This window comes from Pseudoalteromonas sp. JB197 (assembly GCF_002332205.1).
GTDB lineage: Bacteria > Pseudomonadota > Gammaproteobacteria > Enterobacterales > Alteromonadaceae > Pseudoalteromonas > Pseudoalteromonas nigrifaciens.
Map to the genome: position 1 here is coordinate 1981650 of NZ_NRGZ01000001.1, position 19022 is coordinate 2000671.

Here is a 19022-nt window from a genome sequence, read left to right on the forward strand (position 1 = left end):
TACCTAGCCCTAAAAAACAAATTAAATAATTATACGATACTTATGCAGGTTTAATGCCATTGACACTTAAGTGGTATTTACTCACAAATAATATTGGTACGCTCCTTGCTGTATAACTTATGCTAATAGCTAAAATTTAACTGGAGTAAATGTATGAATTCGTTTTTATCATCGGTATTTGCAGGATTAAGCGCAACTGCTTTATTAACGTTTTCGCCTTTTACTGCAGCGCAGTGGTATGAATCGACCGGCCATGCACAAGTTAAAAGTAGCGATGTAGGCGCAGCTAAATCTGCAGCAATTAAAGATGCCATTACACAAGCGTTAGTGTTCTCTGGTGCGCGGGTAAGCTCGGTACAAACCTTAGTAGACGGCGTGCTAATGCAAGATCAGCTTAAAATAAGCAGCCATGGCGAAATTCAAAAAATAGAACTTGTGAGCGAAGAGCGTCACAATAACCAGCTAGCTATTACACTACGCTTAGATATTTTTGCGCAAACAGAGCAATGCCCACAAAGTAGTTTTAAAAAGTTTGTGGCCGTTACCCAAAGCCAGCTTAATCATCGTGAGCAAGCCCGCATGGGTCAAATATTTGACATAGATAAAGCAGTTAGCAAAAATATTTATACCGCATTGCAAAAGTCAAAAATGAGCGCTGTACCAATCGCTTATTACAATAACGCTATAAAGGTCGATAAGTATTTTTCACAGCAACACGACTACTCTAATGCGCAACTAGAAGATATTTCTTCGCGCAGTAACGCGCAGTACGTTTTATTAAGCCAAATAACCAACCTATCAACTAGCGACAAGCTCAATAGCGACTATGCCTTTTGGCAAGACGAAAGCTATCAACGTAGTTACCAAATAGAGTTTACCCTTTTTGATGGCACAACTTATGAGCAGCTTTGGCAAAATAGCTATCAAAATCAAGCTATTTGGCCATTTGAAAAAACCGCAATTGTTGATGTTAACAGTAGTATGTTTTGGCAATCGCCCTATGGGCAAAGCATAAACGATATAAACCAAACGCTAAGTTACGATTTACAATCAGCTATGGCCTGCTTGCCTACTCAAGGAAAAATTATGCACCTTGATCAGGGCAACATAGTGATTAACTTAGGTAAAGCACATGGCCTTAAAAAAGGTCAACTACTTAGCATAGCACACCACAATTACCTAACAGACGCTTTAGGCAATACTATGCCGCATAAAGTAATTACCCTTAATAGCATTCGTGTTGAGCAGTTATATCAACAAAGTGCCATTGCGGTAAGCATTAATAATGCACCACTTCCGGGCGTGCAAATTAACGATATAGTCGAAATAGTTAGCCAAAACCTTTAATTCAACGATTTAGTTAATTTAGCCTTTAAATTAGGGTGAGCCGACAACCATTCACCCAATTGCTCAACCCCCGATAAATGCGGGTAATGCTTTCTACATGCAAATACTATATTGCGCTGCTGATTAGGATAAATAGCTAAATAATTAACCCCTACGCGCTCAGTACAAGCCAATTTAGGCACAAATGTAACCCCGTCATCCATAGCCACCAGCGCCAGTAATGTTTCTAAACTATTACCCTGATACTGGCTCGACACATTAACTCCTGCCGAAAAACAAAACTGTTGGGCTTGATCTTTAAAGCAATGGCCATCACTTAACATTAATAGGCTGCATCCTTGTAATTCGCGCAGCGCTACTTTTTTTTGCTGAGCTAATGAATTATCGTGTGATACAGCCACTAAAAAATCTTCTTTGTATAAATTAACGCTATGGTACTTTTTGAGCTCGGGTACATCAGCCAAAATTGCAAAGTCGAGCTCACCGTTATCTAGCGCTTCTAAAATTGTAGCGGTTTGCATTTCAATAAACGAAAAGCGACTATTAATAAACGCCTCTTTCATTGAAGTGAGTAATACCGGCAGTAAATAAGGCGCAATGGTTGGAATAATACCAATAGTTAATTTCCCCTGTAGCGGCTCGTTTGACGTAGCAGCAAGCTCTTTAAGTATTTGTGTTTGTTCTAAAATAACATTAATTTGTGTTAATAAACGCTCGCCTTTAGCGGTTAATGTTACCTGCTTAGTAGAGCGATCAAATAAAGTAACACCTAGCTCCTGTTCAAGTTTTTTTACTTGGCCACTTAAGGTAGGCTGGCTTACAAAGCACGCATCGGCCGCTTTACGAAAGTGCTTAAAGTGCGCTATGGCTTTTACATACTCTAAATCTTTTAAGTTCATATTCATTACCATATTGATAGTTTATACCTATCAGTTTAATACAAACAAACGATTGGAACTATATTTAAATCACCGCCATAATGGCTATCAACAAATCAAGAGGAACAAAAATTATGTTAAACAATATTGAAGGCAAAAAAATCCCAAGCGTTACATTTGCAACTCGTCAAAACGATGAATGGAAATCAGTAACAACAGACGACATTTTTAAAGGTAAAACGGTTGTTGTATTTTCACTACCGGGTGCATTTACACCAACGTGTTCGTCTACTCATTTACCACGTTACAACGAACTGGCTGGCGTACTTAAGCAAAACGGCGTTGACGAAATTGTATGTTTATCGGTAAACGACACCTTTGTAATGAACGCATGGGCTGAGCATCAAGAAGCGCAAAACATTACTTTACTACCAGACGGTAACGGCGAGTTTACTGACGGCATGGGCATGTTAGTAGATAAAAACGACCTAGGTTTTGGTAAGCGCAGCTGGAGATACTCTATGCTTGTAAAAGATGGCGTGATCGACAAAATGTTCATCGAACCAGATTTACCAGGCGACCCGTTTGAAGTATCTGACGCAGATACAATGCTTGATTACATCAACCCTAAGCAAACTAAACCAGAGCCAGTAACTGTATTTACTAAACCTGGTTGTCCGTTCTGTTCAAAAGCTAAAGCGCTTCTTACAGAAAAAGGCTTTGCATTTGAAGAAATTGTTATGGGCTCAGGCGCATCACTAACAAGCCTTAAAGCAGTATCTGGCCGTGAAACCGTTCCACAAGTATTTATTGGCGGTAAGCACATTGGTGGCTCAGACGATTTAGAAAAATACTTTGCTTAATTAATAATTTTGCTCAATTAGTAAATATAAATAGGGGCACTGGTTGCCCCTATTTTATAAGGAAAAAATGATGAAAGAATTGCAAACCGACGTTGTTGTTATTGGTGCGGGTACTGCGGGTTTAAGTGCTTATCGTAATGCTAAACAATTTACAAATAACGTACTTATGATCGAATCAGGCCCTTACGGCACTACCTGCGCACGAGTTGGTTGCATGCCGAGTAAATTATTAATTGCAGCTGCTGAAGCTGCGCACTCAATCACAATGGCACCTGCATTTGGTGTACACAGCTCTGCACCACGTATTAATGGTAAAGAAGTGATGGCACGCGTTAAAAGCGAACGCGACCGCTTTGCCGGATTTGTAGTAGAAGCTGTAGATGAGCTTCCAAGCGATGACAAAATTCGTGGCTATGCTAAATTTTTAGACGCAAACCGCATACAAATAGATGATCACACCATAATTACTGCTAAACGCTTTGTTATAGCAACCGGCTCACGCCCTTCATACCCAGGCGTATTTAATAATTTTGGCGACAAATTAATTATAAACGACGACGTATTTGACTGGGACGACCTTCCAGAATCGGTAGCCGTATTTGGCCCTGGTGTTATAGGCCTTGAAATTGGCCAAGCACTGCACCGTTTAGGCGTTAAAGTAAAATTATTTGGTATTGGTGGTGCAATTGGCCCCCTTACCGACCCAGTAGTAAAAGACTACGCAAACACCGTATTTGCCGAAGAATTTTTTGTTGATACCGACTCAAACGTATCCGACATGATGCAAGTAGACAACAAAGCGCAGCTTACTTATACCGACAAACAAGGTGCTAAACACACCGAGCAATTTGACTACGTACTTGCCGCAACGGGGCGCGTACCAAACACAGATAAACTCGGCTTAGAAAACACCGGTATTGAACTTGATGAGCGCGGCGTACCTGTTGCTAATGCTAAAACAATGCAATGTGGCGATTCAAATATATTTATCGCAGGCGACGCCAGTAATATGCTGCCACTATTACACGAAGCATCCGATCAAGGCCTAATAGCTGGCCAAAATGCTGGACGCTTCCCCGATGTACAACCAGGATTACGCAGAGCAAAAATTGCCGCCGTATTTAGCGACCCGCAAATAGCCATGGTTGGCGAAAGTTATAAAGAGATCACCACTCGCTTAGGCAGCTGCGACTGTTTTGAAATAGGCGAAGTAAGCTTTGAAAACCAAGGCCGCAGCCGCGTCATGCTTAAAAACAAAGGCCACATGCGTGTTTACGCAGAGCAAGGCACAGGGTTATTTTTAGGGGCAGAGTTTATCGGCCCACAAGCCGAGCATTTAGCTCACCTACTAGCATGGGCGGTACAAAACAAAATGACCGTACCACAAATGTTAGAAATGCCTTATTACCACCCAGTGATCGAAGAAGGGCTACGCACAGCGCTGCGCGACCTAAACGCCAAACTAAAGTTTGGCCCAGACATTGTAAATTCATGTATGGAATGTGGCCCAGGGGCATAAGCTTAGGGCTTAGGGCTTAGGGCTTAGGGCTTAGGGCTTAGGGCTTAGGGCTTAGGGCTTAGGGCTTACAAGGCTAAATAAAAATAATCAGCGAGTAAATTTATTTACTCGCTTTTTTATGCTCAACTTAAAGCGAGTGACAACCAATCGATAATGCAAAACAGCGATATTAATTGATAACATAATTTTTCGTTGGGTTTCGCTTCGCTCAAGCCAACCTACGTAAAAATTAACCACCCATGTTACGTTTAACACTACTCGCCAGCGCGACAAAACCTGAATAAAGTTTTTTATATCACGACCTAGCTTTAACTTAGTGCTGTAATATTTATTCGACTGAAGTGATAAATTGAATTAGATGTTTAAAATACAGAAGTATTAATAATCTTTTTTGAAAATGAATGCCTGAGTTAGCACAGCTACATATGTGCTAGATGAAGTTTGAATTTCAAAGCATAAACCTCATAACTCATTGATTTTATTGGTAGCCCCTACAGGAATCGAACCTGTAACTGCCCCTTAGGAGGGGGCCGTTATATCCATTTAACTAAGAGGCCTAAACTGAGGCTAAAATTATAACGGCATTGTCTTTTTTGGATCAAGTGCAAACTGTGTTTAATTACTTGATAAGTAGATATCTTCTTTGTTTAAAACGTATATTGGTATAAATTTTCGGCTACTAGCAACGACTTGTTTATTATTTACGTTTATAACTCGGGTATTCACTGTAACGCCATTGGCGCGGTATATTAACGTACCACCGAGTACATGGCTTGCCATATGCTTTTTGCTGAGATTTTTTATGTCTCGTGAAAAAACAAAGTCGCCACGGCGATTTACGTTTATTGCATCACTCGTTTTAAAATCAACTACCCCATAACCAAACTTTTGCAGCTGATGAATGAGGGTTTCTGATATTTGATTACCCAGCTGGTTGCTGTTATTTAAGGTAGCATCTAAATCAACTATGCTTGTTACCGCTATATTTATGCTCTCATCAAGCTCACTATCAGACTCTAAGGTGTCGACTAAATCAAGCGCCATTTGCTCTACATAATTAACCAAAGTTTTATGATGCTTTAACGGCGTAAATTGTTGCGACGAGTCGTATTCACTCTGCGTTTGTAGCCCTTGTGCGTGCTCATAACGAGCATTTATATCGAAATGAGTGCCTGCATTATTAGTTTTAACCTGCTTATTATTGCCCGCAGTAGAGCACCCTGCTAATACTAGCAGGATAAATAATGCGGTAACGCTATTTAATTTGTAACCCATTATTGCCTCGCTCATTTACTGGCTTGTTTAAGCATAATGCCATCGGTTCTGTAACTACTATTAAGTGCATCAACCACTGACTGAGGAATGAAGCCTTGCGCTGTTCCTACTACGGCTTTACTAGCTAAGCCAATAATACGTGCATTTACAAGCACACCACCTTGATGGTTTACTAAGGTACCAGCTAAAACATAGTTAAAGTTTTGATTTTGGTTTAAATCAAGGTAGTCGCGGCTAAATACAAAGTCGCCACTTGGAGTTACGCGCATATAGTCGGTGGCTTTAAAGTCGATAACAGGTATACCAAAGCTGTGTAGTTCATGCATAAAACTTTCGGAAATTTGATTCCCTAACAAACTTGCGTCGTTGTAATCATCATCTAAAAACACAAAACTTGAAACTGCCAGTGGTGTTTTTTCGTTCACATACTGCAGGTTTTCTACCATGCTTTGCATTATGCCACGTACATAGTGATTAATGTTTTTACGCGATGGCGTGCTCGATTTTGAATAATTAGTATGTTGCACTAACCCCGACTGGTATACCTGGTTGTCGGTCATTGGAGCTGCCACTGCGCGCTCGCCATTAGCTAGTTGCACTGAGTTATTTTGATTTTTTTGTGTGGTGTCTGAGTTCATGCCTGTTAGCATTTGTGAGCACCCAAAGCCCAATGGCAAACATAATGTAAGTAATAGCTTTTTCATTTTGTGCTCCTAATTAGTATTCACTGCGATATAAGTAATTATCGCGTTGCTGAACTTTTTCACTGCCCCACATTACATTAATCGGGATTTCGGTACTGCCAGCCGATAAAACGTGTTTAGTGTTAATATTAACCAGTCGGGCATTAACAATGTAAGCATGTTGCTGGCGCGTAACTGTGCCGGTAATAATTAAGTCAATATTCTGACGTTCGCGTAGTTGAGTTACATCTCTGCTAAGCGCGCTATCAGCGTTAGATGATAAATTTATATTATTACTTAAACGGTACTCAACGGTGTTATATCCCAGTTGAGTGAATTGCGTTAGCAGGCTTTCTTGAATTTGTTGGCTTAAACCTTCAGCTTGGCCGCTGGGAAGCTTTGAATCTAGAGCGCTTGCGTAATAAAAGCTGCTTACCCCTATGCGAGAATTACTGCTTAAAGGCCCTTTAAAGTGACTAAGCTGATAAGTTAAGTTATTTACGTAGTCGTTAACCGTATAAGGTGCCATGGCTGCTTTACGCGCAGGTGTGCTCACACTTGGTTCAGGCTGTGGTATTAAGCTACATGCTGCTAAGTTTACTAATAATAACGGTAATAAAAGGCGCATAGTTGCCATCCTCAAAAAACATGACAATAACAAAGCAATTACTATGCCTATTTATAGTTTTAATGGTTGTTCTGTGTAATTACTAACAATGCAGCCCACTTGGTGCTGCTTTAGTATGTCGCAATCTGCCGAAGCATTGTTTTGAAGTTTATAAGCACCAATTTTTAAGCGATAAAAAGTAACCCCTTTAACCTTTGCGGTTTCTACGTTAGCAATAAATGGGCTTGCTAATAATTTTGTGGCCTTAGATTTCACTTCAGTATAACTTTGGGTTAATCGTATCCAATCGGTAACAGATGCAACCTGCAGGGCAAATAATGGCTGTACTGCTTTAGGTTGTACGGCTGCCTTGGCTAGCACATTAACAGCCGTTTCTGGCGCTGTAGTGTCTTGATTTAGATTACTTTGTGTTGCTGGCTCTCGTTGCGCTACTTCATTTAATTGGCGAATAAGTAACTTTAAATCGTGTTCAATAACAAGCAAACGTCTAACGCCTGCTTTGGCTTGTTGCCATTGTTGGGATGATGCTCTTAATTGCGCTAATTCTTCTGCCGAAATAGTAACCTCATTACTAGCCTTATTTGTGGTAGTAGCATTGTTTTGAGCCTCTTTAACTTTACTACTGCATCCGCAAAGTACTATAAGGCTAAGACTTAACAATTTTATTAAGTGTTTTTTTATCATGTGACTTTCCTATAGATTTTTATTACACATTAGCCTCAATTTCATTAAAAACATGATCACTTTAACGAATTAAATAACTCACTATTACTGTTTATCACTTACGCGATGAATAATTACTATACAACAAAAAAGACGCCATATAGGCGTCTTTTAATTACTTTTATAAAAAGCAGGTATGTTAAATTAATGTTTTAATAAACGTTTTTAACTCGTCAGAAAATTCTTCACGACGCAGTGCAAACTCAATAGTTGCTTTAAGATAACCAATTTTACTACCACAGTCGTGGCTACGCCCTTTAATTGCGTATGCATCAACAGTTTCGTGCTGCATTAGCATGGCAATAGCGTCTGTAAGCTGAATTTCGTTACCAGCACCTTGCGGTGTTTTAGCAAGTAATGGCCAAATATTTTTACTCAATACATAGCGCCCTACTACAGCAAGGTTTGATGGTGCTTCGTTAACTGGTGGCTTTTCTACCATATTATGAATTGGCGAACTTTCGCCTTGTTTTAGCTCAACACTGCCTAAGTCAACAACACCAAATTGATCAACTTCAGCCATTGGTACTGGCTCTACCATTATTTGGCTATGTTGAGTTTGCTCAAAGCGGCTGATCATTTCGGCCAAGTTATCTTTACTAAGATCGCTTTCCATATCATCAATTATTACATCGGGTAAAATAACCACAAATGGTTCGTTACCTATAATTGGCGCTGCACAGTTAATTGCATGCCCTAGGCCTTTGGCCTCGCCTTGGCGTACTTGAATAATGGTTACATCTTTAGGACAAATAGACTGTATTTCGGCAAGTAGCTGTCGTTTTACTCGTTTTTCTAGTGTGGCTTCAAGCTCAAAACTGGTGTCGAAGTGGTTTTCGATTGAGTTTTTACTTGAATGCGTTACCAGTACTATTTCTTTAATACCTGCGGCAACGGCTTCGTTAACTACGTACTGAATTAGTGGACGGTCAACAACCGGTAGCATTTCTTTTGGAATTGCTTTGGTGGCTGGTAACATGCGTGTTCCGAGGCCCGCTACGGGGATCACTGCTTTCATGGTGTTTTCCTTAATCTGTTTTGTTATACCGAAAATGGGTATTGAATAGCTTCGTGACACTCATAACCTGTCACTTCAAAGTCATCGCGTGTTACCCAGGTTTCTATATCGTTTAGTGATTTAATGTTTGGATTAATTTTTAACTGCGGCGATGCAAATGGCTCGCGTTTTAACTGCACATCGCGCATTAGCTCAAGCTGGTTTTCATAAATATGCGCGTTGGTAATTTTATGATACGCCTTACCCGCTTTATGCCCAGTAATTTGCGCCACTAATGCCAGTAATACAAAACACTGAATTTGATTAAAATTAAGCCCTAGCGGTACGTCGCAGCTACGCTGAATTGACGTTAAATAAAGTGTGTCACCTAATAATGAAAACGTGTGCGTGTGCATACACGGGCGTAAACAGCCAAGCTCAAATTCGCCTGGGTTATAAAAACTAATTATTTCACCGCGATCGTCTATACCATTTTTTAAGTTATTAATTACTTTTGCTAGTTGGTCTAGCGTTGAGCCATCTGGGCGCTGCCAAGCACGCCCTTGTACGCCATAAACACGGCCCATGTCGTCCTCACCTTTACGGTGCGGATTATTAAGCCAAGCGCTATTTTCGTTTGCGTTTGCATCCCAGGTTTTACAGCCTATTTCGCGAAACTGTGCCGCGCTATCGTAGCCACGCAAGTAACCGAGTAATTCGGCAATAGCTGCTTTGTAATAGCTTTTACGTGTGGTGATCATAGGAAACTGATTATTCGCCACATCGTACTCTAAATCGGCGTTGATCACGGTTAAACAGCGTGTGCCCGTACGTTTGTTTTCTACCCACTGGCCTTCATCAACAATACGCTGACATAATTGTAAATATTGTTTCATGGTATTTATTCTAACCCTTTACCGCTGTTTTTTGTGGTGCTTGCTTATAAGCCCAAATTAATAAGCCTAATCCGCCTACTATCATAGGCAGCGAGAGTATTTGCCCCATCGAGATAAAATCAGCAAATAAACCCAGCTGTGCATCTGGTTGGCGAAAGTACTCAATACAAAATCTAAATGTGCCGTAACCTAGTAAAAATACACCCGCTACACTACCAGCAGGGCGAGGCTTTTTAATAAACCACTGTAAAATTAAAAATAATACTAAGCCTTCAAAAAATGCTTCGTATAGCTGCGATGGATGGCGTGCTAACGGCCCGCCGGTTGGAAATACCATAGCCCATGGTACATCGCTTACTCGACCCCAAAGCTCACCATTTATAAAGTTACCTATACGTCCAGCTAATAAACCTACCGGTACAAGCGGTGCAACAAAGTCGCCTACTTGCAGTATTGACTTTTTACGTGTCCAAGCAAAAATAACAACCGTGGTTATCACTCCTAAGGTGCCACCATGAAACGACATTCCACCTTGATCTATCCTGAACAAATATAGGGGGTTTTCTATAAAATAGCTAAATTGATAAAATAATACATAACCAATACGCCCACCAAGAATTACCCCTAGCATGCCGTAAAATAGGAAGTCGCCTACTTGGTCTTTAGTCCAACCTGAATTTGGTTTTGCCGCTTGGCGATTTGCAAACCACATTGCAAATGCAAAACCTATTAAATACATTAATCCGTACCAACGTACGCTCAGTGGCCCGACAGAAAATATGATCGGATCGATTACAGGAAATTCCAGTGCCATAAAAATAAACCTTTAGCTAAAAACCATTTTAATTGCGATGATAACAAGTAACACCGCGAAAACTTTCTTTATTGTATTAACCGGTAAATAGTGGGTTGCTTTAGCGCCAATAGGCGCTATAAACCACGAGGTAATTACAATCCCAAATAATGCGGGTAAGTATACAAACCCTGCAAAACCGTGTTCTAAATCGGTAACCTGCCATCCGGCACTGATATAACCAATAGAGCCAAAAAAGGCGATAACAATTCCGCATGCTGCAGCGCAGCCTATGGCCTTTTTAATATCAACCGAAAAATAATGCAGTAAAGGCACTATTAGTGCGCCACCACCTATACCTATTAACCCTGATAGCCCCCCCATAATGGCGCATAAGCTGCCTAAAATAGGACCCGACGGTAAAGGTTTTTCTGACAAAGGTTTATTGCGAGCTGATAACACCATTCTTAAAGCAATAAATACCACGCTTACAGCAAATACCGTACGTAATATTTGCTCGGGGATTAAGCTTGCAGCAAAGCCACTAATTAGCGCGCCAACAGCTACGCCCGACATAACCCAAGGTGCAATAACCCAAGGCACGTTATCATTTTTATGATGAGCCAGCGCTGAAGATGTAGAGGTAAACAAAATAGAGGCAAGCGATGTTGCAATGGCAATAACTAATACGTTTTCAGTAGCCGTTACATTAAAAGCGAGTAATAAGGCACTTAATACTGGCACAATAATTAAGCCACCACCAATTCCGAGTAACCCGGCTAAAAACCCGACAACACAGCCTAGTAGCGCGCAACTTGCAACCAATAATCCTAGATCATACATAGTTATCCCATATACCTTTTATTATGCGCGTATCTTAATGGATTCTGATTACAGTTAACACGAGAATTTATTTTGGGGTGTAAAATAAGTTGCCTAACTCATGCTCTATCATAAAGCTGCGAGTTAAACGTAATACTTGCTTAGCCGACGATTGCGCTAAGCACTCTTTAAGTAATGCTTCCATTTCGCTGACATGTAAGCGCCTAAGCACCCATTTAACTTTATTTAATGATGATAAGTTCATACTTAAACGACGATACCCCATGGCAATAAGTAATATTGCGCCTTCAGGATCGCCGCCAAGCTCGCCGCATAAACTAAACGGTAGCTCGCATTGCTGGCACTCACGAGCCACTTTATTTAATACTCTGAGCACTGCAGGGTGATACGGGTTAAACAGTTCTGCAACCCGCGCGTTTGATCTGTCTACAGCAAGCAGGTATTGCGTTAAATCGTTACTGCCCACTGAGCAAAAATCGACTTTTTTAGACCAGTCTGCCAGCATAAATACACTCGACGGTACTTCAAGCATAATACCTATATCGGGTCGTTCAATTGTTTGCTCTGGGTATTGCTCGTTCAGCTCAAAATACGCTTGCTCAAAAAGAGCTAATGATTCGTCTACTTCTTCTGTACCACTTATCATCGGCAGCATTATTTTTAAATTACCTAAGCCTATATTTGCTTTAAGCATGGCTTTGAGCTGATCTAAAAATAGCTCAGGGTGATCTAAACTAATGCGAATACCACGCCAACCTAAAAAGGGATTTTCTTCGGTAATATTAAAATAATCGAGAACTTTATCGCCACCAATATCTAACGTTCGCATTACTACCGGATTAGGGTAATAACTATTAAGTACTTCTCGGTACCAGGTTTCTTGCTCTGATTGCGATGGAAACTGCCCTTTTTGCATAAACCAGGCTTCGGTGCGGTACAAGCCAACGCCGTCACAAATATGGGCACTGTTTTGCTGCGTGTTTAACTCCAGCCCCGCATTGAGTAGTAAACTTATGTGTTCACCATCAAGGGTGACCGCTGTAAAGTTTTGCTCGGCTAAAAAACGATTATTAAGTAAGTTGTCTTGGTGCTGTAATTCTGTGTATTCATCAATTAGCATTTGCGATGGGGAAATATATAACCGCCCCGAAAACGCATCCAAAATCATTGGTTTACTATTTAATTGCAGTAATGGAATATCTTCGATGCCCCAAATAGCAGGCACGCCCATAGCACGGGTTAATATTGACGCATGACTGTTTGCCGAGCCATTTATGCTCACCACCCCCACTAAGCGATCGTTAGGCACCTCAGCCAGCATGGCTGGAGTAAGTGTATGCGCTATAAGTATGGTATTGGGTGGATAATCTTTTATTGCGAATTCGGTATTAACAAGGTGGTGCAACACTCGCAGGCCAATGTCTTTAACATCAACCGCGCGCTCTTTTATGTATGGGTCTTGCATGGCATTAAACTGAGCGATTAAACGCTCAATTACTATTTTTAAGGCGCTTTTTGCACACCAACCTTGTTGCAACTCCATCTCAACGTTATGACCTAAGCTTTTAGCATCGAGTAATTGCTGATAAACATCAAAAACAGCCAAAGCTTCATGCGGAATAGAATCACTTAGTGTCATTGATAGTGTATTAAATTCTTTTCGGGTTGCCGATACGGCTTGGGTAAATAAGCGTCGTTGCTCATTTACATCGCTTTCTTTTTCAAGCTCAATTGATTTAAAGTTAACTTTAGGAATAACTACAAATGCATGGCCAATACTAATACCCGGAGCACTCGACACCCCTTTTAATACCGAGGTTTGATGAGAAGACTCATCTTGACGCAATACTTCTTTTATTTCAGCATGCGCTAATTGTGAGGCAAGTTGCGCCGACAAAGTAATTAAAAACGATTCTTCATCTTGGCTAAATACACGCGCCATTTTTTGTTGTACTACAATAACGCCCAGTACTTTTTTTTGATGCACCACCGGCACAGACAAAAATGCGTTATAGCCTTCTTCGTTAACTTCTGGGGAGAGCTTAAAGCGAGGATGAGATTTGGCAAAGGCAATATTAATTGCCTCCTCGCGCTGTGCCACCAGCCCTACTAGGCCTTCGGTAAAGCCAATTCTAAACTTACCCACCGCATCAGGGTTTAATCCTTCGGTGGCCATAAGTACAAAGTTATCTTGGCTGTAGTCAGCAAAATAAATAGAGCAGCACTGGGTTTGCATGGCTTCTTTAACCATTGTCACAAAGCACGCTAAAGCACTGTCTAAATTCGCTTGTTGCGAAACCGACTCTGCAATAGACCTAAGTGTTGCCAGCATGTCCTGCTCCTTTAATTTACTAAACTAACTACCTTTTATTTCGCCAATGATCTTTTTGCTGTTCGCGTTTATTAAAAGGCATAGCAAAAGGAGCAAACTCTTTCATTACACGCCGATAAACATCGCGTTTAAACGACACCACCTGCCTTACCGGATACCAATAACTTACCCAGCGCCAATCATCAAATTCAGGATGATGGGTTTTAAGTAAATTTACGTCCTCATCTTTACAGCGTAGTTTTAGTAAAAACCATTTTTGTTTTTGCCCAATACATACCGGACTTGAGTCACGGCGTATTAATCGTTTGGGTAACTTATAGCGTAACCAATGTTTAGAACTTGCGACTATCTCTACATCTTCTGGTCGCAAGCCTACTTCTTCGTGTAATTCGCGGTACATGGTTTGTTCTGGCGTTTCACCATCGTCAACACCGCCTTGGGGAAATTGCCAAGAATGTTGACCATAACGTCTAGCCCAAAACACTTGTCCTTGGTTATTGCAAATTACAATTCCGACATTGGCACGAAAACCTTCGGCATCAATCACCTTAGTGCCTCATTTGTAAGTCGATTTTTAATGATTGTTCCACATTACCTGCTTTACGGCAAACAATATTGGAATATTTACTGTGGTTACTCACAGCTTGTGCATAACTTTTGTAAAACACGCTCATTTAGCAAACAAATCCACAATATAAGATCGCAAAACTGGATTTCTCCACAGATTCTGTGGATAAACATGTTTATATATGTGTACTCATTCAAACAACCTTAGTGTCACTTAATGAAAACTGAACAGTTTATTTTTAAATTTCATTATAATTCATGGGCTTATATTTATTTAACTGTTTATTAAAGTGTGCGAAATTGCACCAAACCCAAGGTGCACAAAAAACACTCAAAGGCAAAGATATCCACGGCTGGACTGATTTGCTATCATGGCGATGGTATTTATTCAACTTAAATAAACAGTATGCGACCTATAAAACCACATTCAATTAATGACTTAATGCAGCGTGTTAATAATATTGCTGGGCTTACCCTTGGCCAATTAGCCAATGAGTATAACTTTAAAACGCCTGACGATTTACTCCGTGAAAAAGGCTGGACGGGGCAATTAATTGAATATGTATTAGGCGCAACTGCAGGCTCAAAACCACTGCCCGATTTTGAAGATTTAGGCATAGAGCTAAAAACATTGCCAATTTCTTATAAAGGCAAGCCGCTAGAAACCACCTTTGTGTCGGTAACCCCACTCATTAACGTTACTGGCATGACCTGGCACGCAAGCAGCGTACGTAAAAAACTAAACCATGTACTTTGGTTGCCTATACTCAGTGAGCGCGACATAGCCCCGTTTGATAGAACCATAGGCAGCGGCTTTTTATGGCAACCCACACCTGAGCAAGACGCTTTATTGCAACGCGATTGGGAAGAACAAATGGAGCTTATTGCGCTAGGGCGTATTGATGAAATATCGGGGCATTTAGGTGACGCAATTCAAATTCGCCCTAAAGCCGCGCACAGTAAAATAGTAACCGATGCTATTGGCCCTAATGGTAAAATTATTAAAACCCTGCCCCGTGGCTTTTATTTAAAAACCAGCTTTACCGGCGAAATTTTAAAACAGCAGTTTCAACTTTAATTTGTACAAATAGAAGTAAATTAGAGCGGCATAAAATTTAACTTGAGGCGACAACTAACTTGAAAAACTCCGTTGTGAGTAAATCATTTAAAATTTTTGCACAAAGAGAAAAAATGAGAGTAAATGAGCAGTGACAAGACACATTATTTAGTCTTTTTAGCTTCTCTAAAGCGTAGCGCCTCATAACCTCTTTGTGCATATATTCACTTAAAGTCTTTTCACACTACTTTTAACATATTTAAACTAAAAAGAGAGATAGAAAACCCCACCTAAAAATCGTATTTAAACTGTTACTGACAGTTATCTCACTTCTGATTTTCTGGTTACTGTTTTACTTTTTACCTAGGCAAAAAAAATCCCCACCAAAGTGAGGATTTATAAGCTTAACATCATATTCTAATTAAAGAATTACTGACCTTTAACTTCTTTTAAACCGTTGTACGGTGCTTTAGCGCCTAATTGCTCTTCAATACGAAGCAATTGGTTGTACTTAGCAACACGATCAGAGCGGCTTAATGAACCAGTTTTAATTTGACCTGCGGCTGTACCTACTGCTAAATCTGCAATGGTTGAATCTTCTGTTTCGCCTGAGCGATGAGAAATAACAACTGTAAAACCAGCATCTTTAGCCATTTTAATTGCAGCTAATGTCTCAGTTAAAGAACCAATTTGGTTAAACTTTATTAAGATTGAGTTAGCAATACCGTTGTCGATACCACGTTTTAAAATCTTAGTATTGGTTACAAACAAATCGTCACCCACTAATTGGATTTTATCACCCATTAGTTTAGTTTGGTGTGCAAAGCCATCCCAGTCAGACTCATCAAGGCCATCTTCGATAGACACGATTGGGTATTGCTGAGTTAAATCTTGTAAGAAGAAGTTAAATTCTTCAGAAGTGAACTTTTTGCCTTCACCTTTAAGATTGTAAATATTTGCTTCTTTGTCGTAAAACTCAGAGGCAGCACAATCTAGCGCTAATGTAATGTCTTTACCTAGCTCGTAGCCTGCATTTGCAACAGCTACTTTAATTGCAGCTAGTGCCGCTTCGTTAGATGCAAGGTTTGGTGCAAAACCACCTTCGTCACCTACCGCTGTTGAGTGACCGTCTGCTTTTAGTACTTTAGCTAGGCTGTGAAATATTTCTGCGCCCATGCGTAGAGCTTCACGGAAGTTTTTAGCGCCAATTGGTTGGATCATAAACTCTTGAATATCTACAGAGTTATCTGCATGTTCGCCGCCGTTGATAATGTTCATCATTGGCAATGGCATAGAGTAAACACCCGGAGTACCGTTTAAGTCAGCGATATGTTCATAAAGCTCAACTTTTTTAGATTGTGCAGCAGCTTTAGCCGTTGCTAGCGATACTGCTAAGATTGCGTTAGCACCTAGTTTTTCTTTGTTTTCGGTACCATCTAAATCTAGCATTACTTGATCAACAGTGCTTTGCTCAAGTGCATTTTGGCCTGCTAAAGCGGTTGCGATTTCATTATTAATAAAACCTACAGCTTTTAATACGCCTTTACCTAAATAACGAGATTTATCACCATCGCGTAATTCTAATGCTTCGCGAGTCCCTGTAGATGCGCCAGACGGCGCCGCAGCACGGCCCCATGAACCATCAGCTAAATGTACATCAGCTTCAACAGTTGGGTTACCACGCGAATCCATAATTTCGCGACCAATTACTTTTACGATTACTGACATCTTGATTCCTCTATATTCCCAAAATGGTGAATTACTGCCAACTTAATTTAAACTAATTTGGTTGGCATTTAAAACAAATAAGCCGTGCAATATGCACGGCCTATTAATATTACGAAGACGCTTTTTGGTGGATGTGAGCCGCAGCTACAAACCCTTCAAATAGCGGGTGACCATCGCGTGGTGTTGAAGTGAATTCCGGGTGGAATTGCGCTGCAATAAACCAAGGGTGATCTTTGTTTTCAATAATTTCTACTAGTTTTTTATCTTCTGATAAACCAGTAAAGCTTAAACCTGCTTTTTCTAGCTGCTCTACAAAGTTATTATTAACTTCGTAGCGATGACGATGACGTTCTACTATTTCATCGCTACCGTATACTGCATGCACTTTAGAACCCGGTGTTAAATGACATTTTTGTGCGCCTAAACGCATAGTGCCACCTAAGTCTGATTTTTCATCACGCTGCTCTACTTTACCCTCAGCATCTAGCCATTCGGTAATTAAGCCAACTACAGGGCTTGCAGATTGTGCGTTAAATTCAGTTGAGTTTGCATCAACAAGGCCGGCTACGTTACGAGCGTATTCAATTAACGCCACTTGCATACCTAAACAAATACCTAAGTAAGGCACTTTGTTTTCACGCGCGTATTTAGCCGCTAATATTTTACCTTCAACGCCACGACCACCAAAACCACCAGGCACTAAAATAGCATCTAGATGAGCTAACGAATCAACGCCTTTGGTTTCTAAGTCTTGTGAGTCAATGTATTGAATATTTACCGTTAAACGATTTTTCAGACCGGCATGTTTCAATGCTTCGTTTACAGATTTATACGCATCTGGTAATTCAATGTATTTACCTACCATACCAATAGTTACTTCACCTGTAGGGTTAGACTCTTGATAAAGTACTTGTTCCCATTCAACAAGGTCAGCTTCAGGGACATCTAAATGAAAACGACGACATACAAAGTAATCTAAATCTTGCGACTTTAATAGCGCAGGAATTTTATAAATACTGTCTACATCTGGTAGTGATATAACCGCTTTTTCTTCTACGTTGGTAAACAATGCAATTTTTGCACGTTCGTTACTTGGCAGCTTACGATCTGAGCGACAAATAAGAATATCTGGTTGAATACCAATTGAACGTAGTTCTTTAACCGAGTGCTGCGTTGGCTTAGTTTTCACTTCGCCTGCAGGGCCTAAAAATGGTACTAGCGTTAAGTGAATAAATAACGCACGCTCACGGCCTATTTCTGTACCCATTTGACGAATTGCTTCTAAAAATGGTTGTGACTCTATGTCACCCACTGTACCGCCAATTTCAACAAGTGCTATATCATAACCTTCAGCGCCAGAATAAACACGTTGCTTAATATCGTTGGTAATATGTGGAATTACCTGAATTGTTGCTCCAAGGTACTCGCCACGTCGCTCACGATGTAATACATCTTTGTATACACGACCTTGTGTAAAATTATTGCGACTTGTCATTTTGGTGCGAATAAAGCGCTCATAGTGACCTAAGTCTAGATCGGTCTCTGCGCCGTCTTCTGTAACGTATACTTCACCATGTTGAATTGGGCTCATTGTGCCTGGATCAACGTTGATGTAAGGATCCAGCTTTAAGATAGTAACATTTAAGCCACGGGCCTCTAAAATAGCTGCCAATGATGCTGCTGCAATACCTTTACCCAACGAAGAAACAACCCCGCCGGTAACGAAGATAAATTTTGTACTCATGCGAACCCTAGAATATCAGGAATTAAAAGGAATATAATACCCAAACAAGTGATTTTGGAATATAAACAGGACGGGGAGAAATTGTACCAAAGCATAGCCAATCAATCCAGCTAAAATTAGAAATTGTAAGCACAAAAAACAGCCATAAT

At 40.4% G+C, this 19022-nt stretch carries 17 protein-coding genes and 1 tRNA gene; 4 read left to right on the forward strand and 14 right to left on the reverse strand.

The window, feature by feature from the left end:
* Nucleotides 1-153 precede the first annotated feature (153 nt).
* On the forward strand, nt 154-1347 hold the full coding sequence (locus CIK86_RS09400; RefSeq protein ID WP_058372766.1) for a flagellar assembly protein FlgT: 1194 nt from the start codon (nt 154-156) through the stop codon (nt 1345-1347).
* On the opposite strand, the gene CIK86_RS09405 is transcribed toward CIK86_RS09400, so the two are convergent.
* Nucleotides 1344-2246 carry a LysR substrate-binding domain-containing protein gene (locus CIK86_RS09405; RefSeq protein WP_041454354.1) on the reverse strand — a complete coding sequence of 301 codons (903 nt, stop codon included), beginning with the start codon at nt 2244-2246 and terminating at the stop codon, nt 1344-1346. The two genes, CIK86_RS09400 and CIK86_RS09405, sit on opposite strands and share 4 nt — an antisense overlap.
* A 113-nt stretch (nt 2247-2359) precedes the next feature.
* Here CIK86_RS09405 and CIK86_RS09410 point away from each other — a divergent pair, with 113 nt between their 5' ends.
* Nucleotides 2360-3088: a glutathione peroxidase gene (locus CIK86_RS09410; protein ID WP_086995085.1), complete on the forward strand. Its 729-nt coding sequence runs from the start codon at nt 2360-2362 to the stop codon at nt 3086-3088.
* A gap of 70 nt (nt 3089-3158) precedes the next feature.
* Nucleotides 3159-4607, forward strand: a complete 1449-nt coding sequence (locus CIK86_RS09415; RefSeq protein ID WP_086995082.1) for a dihydrolipoyl dehydrogenase — start codon at nt 3159-3161, stop codon at nt 4605-4607.
* A 482-nt stretch (nt 4608-5089) separates the two neighbouring features.
* Here CIK86_RS09415 and CIK86_RS09425 read toward each other — a convergent pair.
* The 11 genes from CIK86_RS09425 to rppH form a co-directional block, all read right to left on the reverse strand.
* Nucleotides 5090-5164 (reverse strand) — tRNA-Arg (locus tag CIK86_RS09425).
* A 58-nt stretch (nt 5165-5222) separates the two neighbouring features.
* Complete coding sequence (locus CIK86_RS09430) at nt 5223-5882, reverse strand: FlgO family outer membrane protein (RefSeq protein WP_086995160.1); 660 nt, start codon at nt 5880-5882, stop codon at nt 5223-5225.
* Between the two features lie 11 nt (nt 5883-5893).
* Nucleotides 5894-6586 (reverse strand): FlgO family outer membrane protein, encoded by a 693-nt coding sequence (locus tag CIK86_RS09435; protein WP_086995078.1) that lies wholly within the window; start codon nt 6584-6586, stop codon nt 5894-5896.
* Nucleotides 6587-6599: 13 nt separating this feature from the next.
* Nucleotides 6600-7193 carry a FlgO family outer membrane protein gene (locus CIK86_RS09440; RefSeq protein WP_086995075.1) on the reverse strand — a complete coding sequence of 198 codons (594 nt, stop codon included), beginning with the start codon at nt 7191-7193 and terminating at the stop codon, nt 6600-6602.
* A 51-nt stretch (nt 7194-7244) separates the two neighbouring features.
* On the reverse strand, nt 7245-7877 hold the full coding sequence (locus CIK86_RS09445; protein ID WP_086995071.1) for an SPOR domain-containing protein: 633 nt from the start codon (nt 7875-7877) through the stop codon (nt 7245-7247).
* 178 nt (nt 7878-8055) lie between these two features.
* Entirely contained in the window at nt 8056-8934 is an 879-nt protein-coding gene (gene galU, locus CIK86_RS09450) for a UTP--glucose-1-phosphate uridylyltransferase GalU (protein WP_086995067.1), read from the reverse strand.
* A 23-nt stretch (nt 8935-8957) separates the two neighbouring features.
* On the reverse strand, nt 8958-9809 hold the full coding sequence (locus tag CIK86_RS09455; RefSeq protein WP_011327444.1) for a thymidylate synthase: 852 nt from the start codon (nt 9807-9809) through the stop codon (nt 8958-8960).
* Between the two features lie 10 nt (nt 9810-9819).
* Nucleotides 9820-10623, reverse strand: coding sequence for a prolipoprotein diacylglyceryl transferase (lgt, locus tag CIK86_RS09460; protein WP_086995064.1), 804 nt, complete (start codon nt 10621-10623; stop codon nt 9820-9822).
* Nucleotides 10624-10635: 12 nt separating this feature from the next.
* On the reverse strand, nt 10636-11445 hold the full coding sequence (locus CIK86_RS09465) for a sulfite exporter TauE/SafE family protein (protein ID WP_086995060.1): 810 nt from the start codon (nt 11443-11445) through the stop codon (nt 10636-10638).
* 67 nt (nt 11446-11512) lie between these two features.
* On the reverse strand, nt 11513-13777 hold the full coding sequence (gene ptsP / locus CIK86_RS09470; protein ID WP_086995057.1) for a phosphoenolpyruvate--protein phosphotransferase: 2265 nt from the start codon (nt 13775-13777) through the stop codon (nt 11513-11515).
* A gap of 28 nt (nt 13778-13805) precedes the next feature.
* A complete protein-coding gene (gene rppH, locus CIK86_RS09475) occupies nt 13806-14324 on the reverse strand; it encodes an RNA pyrophosphohydrolase (RefSeq protein WP_008111786.1) in 519 nt (172 codons plus the stop codon).
* Nucleotides 14325-14750: 426 nt separating this feature from the next.
* Between rppH and mutH the strand changes: the two genes are divergently transcribed.
* Entirely contained in the window at nt 14751-15422 is a 672-nt protein-coding gene (mutH, locus tag CIK86_RS09480; protein WP_011327439.1) for a DNA mismatch repair endonuclease MutH, read from the forward strand.
* Nucleotides 15423-15830: 408 nt separating this feature from the next.
* On the opposite strand, the gene eno is transcribed toward mutH, so the two are convergent.
* On the reverse strand, nt 15831-17129 hold the full coding sequence (eno, locus tag CIK86_RS09485; RefSeq protein WP_058372749.1) for a phosphopyruvate hydratase: 1299 nt from the start codon (nt 17127-17129) through the stop codon (nt 15831-15833).
* A gap of 109 nt (nt 17130-17238) precedes the next feature.
* The gene (locus CIK86_RS09490) at nt 17239-18873 is read right to left on the reverse strand and encodes a CTP synthase (RefSeq protein ID WP_011327437.1); all 1635 of its coding nucleotides are present in this window, start codon (nt 18871-18873) and stop codon (nt 17239-17241) included.
* Nucleotides 18874-19022: the final 149 nt, after the last annotated feature.